Genomic DNA, 11,723 nt, shown 5'->3' on the forward strand with positions numbered 1-11,723 from the left:
AAAAATCCCTAGAAAGCTTCATTTATCGCAGACAGTTTGCGACTTGCTGTAAGTAGGTGGTTGTGAATATTTATCGTCAGAATAAGGCAGGAGGCAGAAGGAAAGAGGGTTTGAGCTAAATTAACCTTTATTAAGATAACATAGTTTGATTTTTTCACACCGACTTGCCGTACTCCTATGGAGAAGCAAGCTACACGCAACTTGCCTTTAGAGAAGCATTTCGTAGAGAAGAATCGTAGACTGTGCGTAAGGTCTAACAAGTTAAAAAAATAACCTTGCTAGCTATTAGTAATGTGCTAAATTACGACAGCATCTAGTTAATTAATTTTTTATCAAGATTTTTATTGTTTAAATAAAGATTTATTGAAAAAACATTGTTTTAGTACTGATTGAAAATTTATATGCATGAATTCATGAACATGAAAACGTTAGTTGACATAAGATCGTTTCAAGTGGTTTAATTTTTGGACAATAAATAAGTATTTTTTGTATTTCGTAGGTGTAAAAAAATCATTTCCAAAAATGTCTTTCACAATCTTAGAAATAAATTCTTTCGATATTAGAGGAGTTTGATAGTGGTTAAAACTAGTCTGAATCAAGACCAACAAGTTATCACCTCAGTCCAAAGCAGGTTTAACATCAGACAAATACCTACTATTTTGCTTCGTCAACGCTTTGTGATTTTGGGGGTTTGGTGTGTAGTTATGTCACTTGCCAGCTTCTTTGCTGTCACTGCCAAATCTAATTATCAAAGTTCCATGCAAATATTGGTGAGTTCCAATTTATCTCAAGGAGCGCAGTCAAATAATATCACACAAGATGCAGACACTAAAAGTATTGATTACAGTACTCAGATGAAACTCATGCTGAGTTCAAAGCTACTTCAGAAAGCTGTAGATTTACTTCATCCTAATTATCCAGATATCACCTTAGAATATCTCAAAGGTCAAAAAAAATATACCGCACCTCTGAAAGTGACTACAGAAGAGGCAAATACACCAGCCGAACCAGTGTTTAGTCAAGTATTTGAAGTGTCTTTTAATGATGGCGATCCAGTGAAAGCACAAAGAATACTTCAAGCTTTACAAAAAATCTATCAAAACTACAACAAAGAACAACAAAAAGAGCGTTTAAATCGGGGACTGGCTTTTGTGAATACCCGTCTCCCCGAAATCAAAAAAGAGGTCACTCAAGCTGATAAAAATTTAGAACAGTTTCGCAAGAAACATAATTTAGTCGATCCGGAAGCACAAAGTAAAATCGTGCTAGAATCTTTGGCTGACATTCAACAACAGCTGCAAAACACTCGCGCCCAGCTTCAAGATGTTAACGCTCGTTACGATAGCCTACAACAAGAAATAGCATCTTCTTCCCAACAGAATGCTCAACTTTCTTCTCGCCTAAATCAATCAAGCCGTTACCAAGTACTTTTAAATGAAATTCAAAAAACTGAACTAGCGCTGGCTAAGGAACGGTTGCGTTATACAGATGATTATCCATCAGTAGAAAAACTCAAACAGCAACGCCAAAACCAACTAACATTGTTACGGCAGGAAGTGAAAAATATCACTAACGCTGGTAAGGACGAAAAACTTTTACAAGCTGGAATCGTAGGAGTCGAACCCAAGCTAATAGACGAATTAATTCTCCTACAAACAAATGTTTTAGGGCTAACTGCTAATGAGAAAAGTTTAGTGCAATCAGAACAGCGACTTCGTGCGGAATTAGACAAATATCCTAACTTAACAACTGAATATAATCGTCTGCGGCAAAAGGTAGAAACTAGCCATAAAACCCTCGAACAATTACTTCAAGCACAACAATCCTTAGGAATGAAAATTTCTCAGGAAGGATATAACTGGCAAGTTTTGGAAGAACCTGCTTTAGGTACTTATGTAGGGAATAACAAATTATTATATTTGCTTGGGGGAGGAGTAATTGGGCCAGTTTTAGGTATTTTACTAGCCTTGATTTTGTCGAAGTTTAATGACACTATTTATAGTGCGGCAGATTTCAAGAAACTGACAAATCTGCGCGTACTGGGAACGGTACCAAAACTGCGATCGCTTCATACTAAAAAGCGTCTTTTAAATCTATCTTGGAATCAGCAGCGCAGTTTACCTCCTGCTATGGTAGAACCAAGTGCCAAGTTACCTGTCCATGAAACTTTGGACATGATCTACCAAAACATTAAAATATTCAAATATCCTTTGCCTTTCAAGTCATTGATGTTGACTTCAGCACTACCAGCAGAAGGGAAGACAACTTTAGTATTAGGATTAGTGGCTAGTGCTACCCGAATGCATCGACGGGTGTTAGTAATTGATGCTAACTTGCAGAATCCTAACCTCCACAAAGTATTAGAACTCACCAATGACTGGGGACTATCTTTATTATTACTTGATGAGACGACCAGTAATTTTCAAGATTACATTCAGCCCATTCATCCATTCATTGATATTTTGACTGCTGGCCCCGTTCCAGAAGATAGGGTGAAGCTGCTGAGTTCTCAAAGAATGAAAGAACTAATTGAGTTATTTGAAGAAAACTATGACTTAGTACTCATAGATGCTCCATCAATTTTAGCCACCGTTGATGCTAGGATTATCGCATCTTTTTGCAACGCGATCGTCATGGTAGAGCGCATGGGTAAAGTCAAGCAAACTCAATTAATTCAAGCTATTGAAATTTTGAGTAAGTTGAATTTAATTGGAATTATTGCTAATGAAGTGAAATAGGATCGTAGCCCAACTTAATCATTCGTGAAAATTTAGATTTCCGACTTTTCAAAGAAGTCGGGGATCTGGAGACTCTCGTCGCTTATACCCTTTGTTGGCTCAACCAATCATGAAAACTAGGATGATAAAGACTATAATTTATTTCTGCTCCTATTGATTGGAAATGTAAAAACTCTCGCCATTTGTCCAAAATTACCTTAATTTCATATTCATCTTCATCTAATATTTCTGCAATCATTTCTATTGAGATTGCTTGCTCTTTAACTAAGATATTTAACACCTGTAAAGCCATAGTTTGCTGTTCACTGGTTGCTAAATTCATCTTGTCTAAGTGATTTTGGTAATATAGGTGTAAGTTTTTGGGATAAATATTTTGATTAATAGCCGCCAAGATTTCACTAACATACATAAAATTCGTTTCGTCTTGGCTGATTTGTGTTAATAAATGATGGTTAATATCCTGAGTATTTAAATAATTTTTAATATATTCTTGGATATCAGCACGATTTTGTTTTGAGTAGGCTGATAAATCTAAAGATTGCGCTGGAGCTTCAATTAATAAACCCGATCTATCTGTGAGAAATGGACGACGACTGAGAATAAAATAAACCTTTTCTGGCAGATAACGAGGTAAATAGAAAATATTTGAGCCGCGTGGTTGATTATTAATATCAATTCTGTCACAGCCATCAATAGTAATAATTAACCATTCTTCTGGATGTAATCTATCGCTGATTTGTTGTAGTAACAACGATAAAAAAGTGCTATTTTCTGTGGTAGAGTCTGTCAAACTATCAGCAATATTTTTACTACCTTGACTTTGGGCAATTTCTATTAATTGAGTGCAAACCGTCGTCAAAAATTCCTCAACGCGATTTTTTCCGGCAATTTCGACATTGTAATAGACAACGCCAGGATTTTGGCTCACATAATGGGCAAGAATCGCGCTTTTACCAATCCCAGGATCGCCAATAATAGTAAAATACCCTCGATCGCATTGATGGAGAAAGTTGTCGATCGCAGCAAAGACAAATTCACGACCGACAAAGTTTTGATTTTTGGCGGTAATGATTTCCTGAAATTCTGGGGGATATCTGGGGATATGAATGGGATTTTCAGTAATTGTTTTCATGTTTTTTGAATATTGCAGAAATTCTGGCGGATATCTGGGGATATTGATGATTCATTTTATTAAGCACTTTCTAAACTCAGGAAATGAACCCGCCCTGATTTTTCTCCAGCTACAATTGTCAATCCATCTGGAGAAACTGCACAGCAATCTATAGAACTTTCACCAATAAAAGTAGAGATTTCCTTTTCTGTTTCCAAATCCCACAGTTTCAGGGCGCTGTCATCAGAAGCAGAAACGGCTGTTTTGCCATCAGGGGCGATCGCTACTCCTTTTACTGTTCCGTTATGACCAGTCAAGGCAGAGGTAGGTATTTCCTTTCCTGTCTCCAAATCCCACAGTTTCAGAACGTAGTTAGTATAACTAGAAACGGCTGTTTTCCCATCAGGTGCGATCTCTACTCTATGTACCCAGTCGTTATAACCAGTCAGAGTAAAGATTTCCTTTGCTGTCTCCAAATCCCACAGTTTCAGGATGCCTTCCCCAGAACCAGAAAGGGCTTTTTTTCCATCAGGGGCGATCGCTACTGCTGTTACCCAGTCATTATGACCTGTTAGGGTAGAAATTTCCTTTCCTGTCTGCAAATTCCACAGTTTCAGGGTCTTGTCACGAGAACCAGAAATAGCTGTTTTACTATTAGGGGCGATCGCTACTGCTATTACCCAGTCGTTATGACCACTTCGGGTAGAGATTTCCTTTCCTGTTTCCAAATCCCAGAGTTTCAGGGTGTTATCCCAAGAACCAGAAACAGCTGTTTTGCCATCAAAGGCGATCGCTAGTGCTGTCACCGACTTATTATGACCTCTGAAGGTAGAAATTTCCTTTCCTGTCTGCAAATCCCACAGTTTCAAAGTCCTATCAACTGAACCAGAAACAGCTGTTTTACCATCAGGGGCGATGGCTACTGCTTCTACTGATGAGTTATGACCAGTGAACGTGAAAATTTCCTTTCCTGTCTGCAAATCCCACAGTTTCAGGGTTCCTTCCTCAGAACCAGAAAGGGCTTTTTTTCCATCAGGGGCGATGGCCGCTGCTTGTACCCTTGTTTTATGACCAGTCAGAGTAGAGATTTCCTTCCCTGTGTCTAAATCCCACACCTTTAAGGTGCTGTCATTAGAAGCAGACAGCGCTGTTTTTCCTTCTGGGGCGTTGGCGTAGCCCAACCCAAGTATCGCTACTACTTTTACCCAGTTGCTACAACCAGTGAGTGTAGAGATTTCTTTCCCTGTGTCTAAATCCCACAGCTTTAAGGTGCTGTCATAAGAACTAGAAAAAGCTTTTTTCCCATCTGGTGTAATATCTACTCTATATACCAAGTCGTTATGACCTGTCAGAGTCAAGATTTCCTCTCCTGTCTCCAAATCCCACAGTTTCAACGTGGTGTCAGCAGAACCAGAAAGGGCTTTTTTCCCATCTGGTGTGATGTCTACTGCATATACCAAGTCGTTATGACCTGTCAGAGTCAAGATTTCCTTTCCTGTCTCCAAATCCCACAACTTCAAGGTCTTATCCCAAGAACCAGAAAGGGCTTTTTTCCCATCTGGGGCGATGGCTACTGCTTGTACCCAATGGTTATGACCAGTCAGGGTAAGCAGTAGATTTTCGCCTGGAGTGGTTAAACTGGCTGTCGTTGGACGTAACCAGATAGTTCCATTTTTACTTTGTGCTGCATCTGCCAAGATTTTCTGAATTTCTGGCTGTTGAAAACACTGCAATCTGCCCCATAATTGTTCCACTAATTGATTTGGGTCTTGATTCAATACATGAGCTGATAATTGTAGCGCACGTTGAATTAGTTTGAGAGTTTTCAGTTGTTCAGGTTCTAGTTTTTCATCTGCTTCTAAATTCTCCAATATCTCTGGTCGGTGGATCAAAATATAATCTCTATTCAGAGCTTCTACTCCAAATTTAGAATATTTAATTTTCAAAGATATAAAATCAAAATCCGTGAGAGTTTGATAATATCTTTTCGAGTTACCTGCTTTTAATTGTTGTTCGGGAAATTGACCTATAAATAAATTTTGAAATTCTGCTGATTTTGATGCTAACTTACTGGAAATTAACCCCATTTATTCGATCTCCTTCAGCAGATACAGTATATCAATTGTATTTTGGGTGATGTTATTCATTTTTTAACCACCTTCCAACAATAGGATATGAACTTGACCGGATAATTCTCCTGCGACAATTGTCAATCCATCTAGGGAAATTGCACAGCAATCTATAGAATGTTCGCCAATAAAACCAGAGATTTCCGTTCCCGTATTCAAATCCCACACCTTCAGCGTGGTGTCAACTGAACCAGAAACGACTTTTTTACCATCGGGAGTAATAGCTACTGTCTTTACCGAGTCGTTATGACCAGTCAGGGTAAAGATTTCCTTTGCTGTGCGTAAATCCCACGCCTTCAGGGTATTGTCACGTGAACCAGAAACAGCCGTTTTGCCATCCGGGGTAATGGCTACTGCTTGTACCCAATCGTGATGACCAGTCAGGGTAAAGATTTCTGTTCCGGTATTCAAATTCCATACTTTTAGGGTGTTGTCACAAGAGCCAGAAACCACTGTTTTGCCATCTGGGGAGATTGCTACTGCTTGTACCCAATCATTATGACCAGCCAGGGTAGAGATTTCTGTTCCCCTATTCAAATCCCACACCTTCAGGGTTTGATAAGAACCAGCAACGGCTGTTTTGCCATCTGGGGTGATGGCTACTGCACTGATCCCTCTATTATGACCAGTGAGAGTAGAGATTTCTGTTCCCTGCTCCAAATCCCATACCTTCAGGGTGTTATCAGATGAAGCAGAAACGGCTGTTTTGCCATCTGGGGTTATGGCTACTGCACTGACCCTTTCGTCATGACCAGTGAGAGTAAAGATTTCTGTTCCCTTCTCCCAATCCCACACCTTCAGGATGTTTTGATAACGAGAAAAAGTTATTTTGCTAAAGTCTACCGAACCGTTATCATCAGTCAGGTTAGATATTTGCTTTCCTGTCTGCAAATCCCACAACTTCATAATTTCCGCATCAGAACCAGAAACGGCTATTTTTCTATCTGGGGAGATTGCTACTGCTAGTACCCATGTTTTATGGCCAGTCAGTGTAGAGATTTCCGTTCCTTGCTGCAAATCCCACACCTTTAGGGTCTTGTCTTCAGAAGCAGAAACGACTGTTTTGCCGTCTGGGGTTATGGCTATTGCATTTACATTTGTGTTGTGACCAGTCAGGGTAGAGATTTGCTTTCCTGTATGCAAATCCCACACTTTCAGGGTGTCGCCAAATGAACTAGAAATGGCTGTTTTGCCATCTGAGGTTATGGCTACTACTTTCACCGAACCGTCATGATGACTAGCCAGGTTGGAGATTTCTATTCCCTGCTGTAAATCCCACACCTGAAGAGTCCAGTTCCAGTCATATGAAGCAGAAACGGCTGTTTTGCCGTCTGGGGTGATGGCTACTGCTGTTAGCGATTTGCGATCGCCACTCAGGGTAGAGATTTGCTTTCCTGCGTGCAAATCCCACACCTGAAGGGTGTTGTCATCACAAGCAGAAACGGCTGTTTTGCAATCTGGGGTTATGGCTACTGCATTTACCCGGAAGTCATCACCAGTCAAGGTAGAAATTTCTATTCCCGTATTCAAATCCCACACCTGAAAAGTCAAGCTCCACGAGCTATATGAAGCAGAAACGGCTGTTTTGCCATCTGGGGTGATGGCTACTGCTAGTACCGAACCGCTATGACCAGTCAGGGTAGAAATTTCTGTTCTCTGCTGTAAATCCCAGACCTTCAGGGTGTTATCCTCACAAGCAGAAACGGCTGTTTTGCCATCTGGGGTGATGGCTACTGCTAGTACCGAACTGCTATGACCAGCCAGGGTAGAGATTTCTGTTCTCTGCGGTAAATCCCAGACCTTCAGGGTGTTATCTTCAGAAGCAGAAACGGCTGTTTTGCCATCGGGGGTGATGGCTACTGCTCGTACCGAAGCGTTATGACCAGTCAGGGTACGCAGTAAGTTTCCGCCAGGAGTGGTTAATTTGGCTGTAATGGGACGTAAGCGGATATTTTCAGTTTTACTTTGTGCTGCATCTGCCAATATTTTGTGAATTTCTGGCAGAGGAAAGCTCTCTAATCTTCCCCACAGTTGCCCTACTAATTGATTTGGGTTTTGATTCAAAATATGGGCTGATAACTCTAGCGCACGTTGAATTAATTTTAGGGTTTTGATTTGTTCTAGTTCTAATTTCTCTTCTTCCTTTAACCCATTCAATATTTCTGGATTTTCAATTAAAGCATAATCTCTAATTAGAGGTTCTACTCCCAGCTTAGGATGTTGAATTTTCAGAGAAATAAAATCAAAATCAGTTATTTTTAGATAATACTCTTTTGGGTTGGGCTTTTCTGCCTTTAACTGGATTTCCGGGAATTGTCCTAAAAAGAAAAGTTGAAACTCAGCATTTTTTGAGGCTAATTTATGAGCAAGGTTTCCCATGTTAGAGTATCTCCTTGAGCATATAATTAGCCATGCTCTGGTTAACTTCTCTAAACAGTTTTCGACCTTTACCTAGTTTGTCTTGCCCTTTGAGAAATTCTAGAAAACTGCGGTGATAAATACTATAGTAAATTTTTTCTTCATCAGGATTGACTTTCGGTGTTACATACTCAATCCAATCATTTAACACAGATTTAACTTCATATTCATCCTCATCCAGAATTTCCGCAATCATATTTAGAGATATAGGTTCACCTCTTTCTACCAATATATAGAGTGTTTTGACCTTCTTTTCATTGGATTCTTTATCCATCCCCATGCGATGCCAATGGGTTGTATAATAGTCCTGAAGACCTTGTGGTAATCCTTTCAAAGTTAAATCATTATATTTACCTTCAGAGATTCCAGGTAATAGATAGCGCAAATATATAAAATTATTTTCACTTTTGAGAGCTATTTCCTGAGTAAAATTATCCTCAGAAATATTGCGTTCCTGAATCCAAGTTCTCAGTTTATAATCGTTCTGCAAAAATAAGTGAATATATTCTTTGACATCTTCCTGACTCAAAGCTGAATAATCACTTTTTGTTAAATCTAATTCGTCTCCGGGAGTATCTGGAGACAAGGTTAACCGTTTGGTTTCTTGGTTATAAGGTCTTCTTGTGAGTAAAAAATAAATTCCATCAGGAAGATTTTGTGGTAGATCTAAAAGATTACCATTTCCCTCTTGTTCTACTTCATCTAGTGCATCAACAATAATGGCAAGTTTTTGTCCTTTGAGTTCTTCACTGGTTTTTTGCAGTAAAGTTCTTAAATCAGCGTTGTCTGCATTTTGGAGAGAATAACGCTTAATTAACTGTTGGCGAATACTGGCTAAAAACTGTTCTGGTTTGTTGCGCCCTTCTGCGAATACATTAAAATAGCAAGGAAATTTAGTAGCTAAGATGTATTTAGCAGCGATCGCACTTTTCCCCATCCCTGCATCCCCAATCACAGTAAAATAACCTTTAGGTTGAGTTGTGAAGAATTTTTGAATAGCCTTAAAGACAAAATCACGCCCGCAAAATAAGCGAGTTTTTTCAAAGATTAAGGCTTTAAACTCTTTGGGATAAACATCTAAATTCCAATCTGGATAAGGCTGATATTTGGAGTTTTTGGTTTGTTTAGCAACTGCAATAAAAGCTTCGCCAAATTCTTCTAGTTCAGCTAAAAAGTTAATCTTTGCAGTAATAATTTGCGTTTTCAGCGCGTTATTTTGATTAATAAATTTTTTAGTATTCTCTACAAACTGAAAGGGAACACTATTACTGTAAGCATTCCAAAAATAATCTTTGACTACTTTCTCTCGAAACAGGTTTAAAATTGCTTCAGGTTTAAATACACCATACTTGACTAGAGTGTAAGCATAAACCCCATCAATATCATCGGGAATTTGGGTAGGATTGAGCTTTAATTCTTGTAAAATTTTGATAACGACTTCGTTTTTTTGAGCTTGTTTAATGATTAGTTGACTAGCTTGGGGAGCATATTTACTAATCACTGAAGTAATGGCGGCAAACTCTATCATGTTTATTACTCAAAATTTCCTATTTTCATTATGAGTAATACTATACTTGATATTTAGTAACATCATTTACGTGAAATTACTTATAATCAAACAATCCCAGCCCTAACTCTTTACCTTAGCCTTATTTTTGGGGAGGGTAGCTAAAGCACAGGTTTAGCGGGGTGAAGTTTTGGGCTTATCTAAACCGTATTGTTCTATAAACCTCTTGCTTACCCACATAAATAAGTTCATAAATCAAATCGGACTGCTATGTTCGCCTTTTAATCCTCAATTATGTTTCACTTTATTTCTTTAAAAGACACTTTAGCCATTGGTGCATTTAAATCTTTACTGGCAAAGGCGCAATATGCTTCTGGGTTTATTTGCCCGTAATTTTTGAGAAAATTAATGCAATTGGGGCGGTTTTTAAAGGTGGCTACATAAACTATAAAGGAATTTTTTTTCTCTGATAAATTGGGGTAATCTGGTGTCCAGAACACTCCTGATTGACTAATTCCTTGGGATTGTAAAATTTTGACTTGGTTGATGGCAGCTTGTAGATTTGGCAAAGTGGAATTTGCTACAAAATAAAAAGAATTAGGTAGATTAGCGGCATTTGTAATTGGTGATTCGCGGATTATCCCTATTTGATAATTTGATGTTCCCGGTGGAAGAGACAAAGAAGAATTTTCATGAATTTCTGTTTTTGGAATTCTGGAAGATGTAGTTTGTTGATATGTTCCAGAGCGAGAGTTTGCTAACAAAAGTCCAATAATTACCGATGCACCGATTAATCCACCGCCGATTAAAGTGCTGCCAATAAAAATAGCGTTTTGTTTGCTGCTTTGAGCAGCTGGCAAGCGGATCACAGAATTAGTCAAAGCAGACAGTTGACTGTGCATCGGTACTTTCGGTGCAGCTGAACTGGCAATGTTTTGCAAGGCATCCAGCATTTCTTTAGCAGTGGAATACCGCTCTCTAACATCAAATTGAGTTGCTTTTTTTAAAACTTCCATCAAATTGGGACTGATGGCATCCCTATCCCAAACATGCTCTCCAGTATAGGAATCTGTCATCAATTCGTGGGGCAATTTTCCCATCAACAAGAAAATAGCTGTTAGCGCCAAGCTATACAAGTCACTGGCAAAAACTGGGCGTCCTGCTGCTTGTTCGCTAGGCATAAAACCTGGTGTACCAATGATAATCGAATTACTAACAGTGCCTTCTGGATACATAACTGTCGCCATTGTTTCTCGCACTGCACCAAAATCAATTAATATTGGTTTGCCATCAGATGAACGCAGAATAATATTGTCTGGTTTAATATCGCGGTGGATGATGCCTTTACTATGTACAAAGTCCAGCACTTTCAACAGACTGATTAAAATCGGAATTACTTCACTTTCGCTCAAACAACCGTTTTGTTTTACGTATTGGTTTAAGGTTTGTCCAGAAATCCATTCTTGTACGAGGTAGAATTGCCCATCTGCTTGAAAGTAGGCGTACAGAGTGGGAATTTGATCGCTTGCTCCTCCCAGATCTTCTAAAATAGCGGCTTCTCTTTGAAATCGCCTTTGTACCAATTGGTAAACGTCTGGGTTGTCGGTTACTGGCTTGAGTTGCTTAATTACACAACGTCGCCCCGAAGGCATTTGGGTATCTTCCGCTAAGAATGTTTCGCAAAATCCACCAGTTCCAAGTACGCTAATAATGCGATAGCGATCGCTCAAAAGTGTTGATATCATCACGTTTTCTTGACTTAGGTTTGTTTGGAAGCACTCTTTAGAAATAACAGTCTACAACTGCCTGTTTTAAAAACT

The 11,723-nt window shown here is 39.0% G+C and carries 6 protein-coding genes; 1 reads left to right on the plus strand and 5 read right to left on the minus strand.

The window, feature by feature from the left end:
• Positions 1-575: 575 nt before the first annotated feature.
• Entirely contained in the window at positions 576-2,738 is a 2,163-nt protein-coding gene (locus H6H03_RS26840) for a GumC family protein (protein ID WP_190958102.1), read from the plus strand.
• 82 nt (positions 2,739-2,820) lie between these two features.
• On the opposite strand, the gene H6H03_RS26845 is transcribed toward H6H03_RS26840, so the two are convergent.
• From H6H03_RS26845 to H6H03_RS26865, 5 genes are all read right to left on the minus strand, one after another.
• Positions 2,821-3,870: an AAA family ATPase gene (locus tag H6H03_RS26845; RefSeq protein WP_190958103.1), complete on the minus strand. Its 1,050-nt coding sequence runs from the start codon at positions 3,868-3,870 to the stop codon at positions 2,821-2,823.
• A gap of 59 nt (positions 3,871-3,929) precedes the next feature.
• A complete protein-coding gene (locus H6H03_RS26850; protein WP_190958104.1) occupies positions 3,930-5,936 on the minus strand; it encodes a WD40 repeat domain-containing protein in 2,007 nt (668 codons plus the stop codon).
• Positions 5,937-5,999: 63 nt separating this feature from the next.
• Positions 6,000-8,357, minus strand: coding sequence for a WD40 repeat domain-containing protein (locus tag H6H03_RS26855; RefSeq protein WP_190958105.1), 2,358 nt, complete (start codon positions 8,355-8,357; stop codon positions 6,000-6,002).
• Between the two features lies 1 nt (position 8,358).
• Positions 8,359-9,924, minus strand: a complete 1,566-nt coding sequence (locus H6H03_RS26860; RefSeq protein ID WP_190958106.1) for an NACHT domain protein — start codon at positions 9,922-9,924, stop codon at positions 8,359-8,361.
• Between the two features lie 278 nt (positions 9,925-10,202).
• Positions 10,203-11,648: a serine/threonine-protein kinase gene (locus H6H03_RS26865; RefSeq protein WP_190958107.1), complete on the minus strand. Its 1,446-nt coding sequence runs from the start codon at positions 11,646-11,648 to the stop codon at positions 10,203-10,205.
• Between the last annotated feature and the right edge of the window lie 75 nt (positions 11,649-11,723).

Source organism: Nostoc paludosum FACHB-159 (assembly GCF_014698835.1).
GTDB lineage: Bacteria > Cyanobacteriota > Cyanobacteriia > Cyanobacteriales > Nostocaceae > Nostoc > Nostoc paludosum.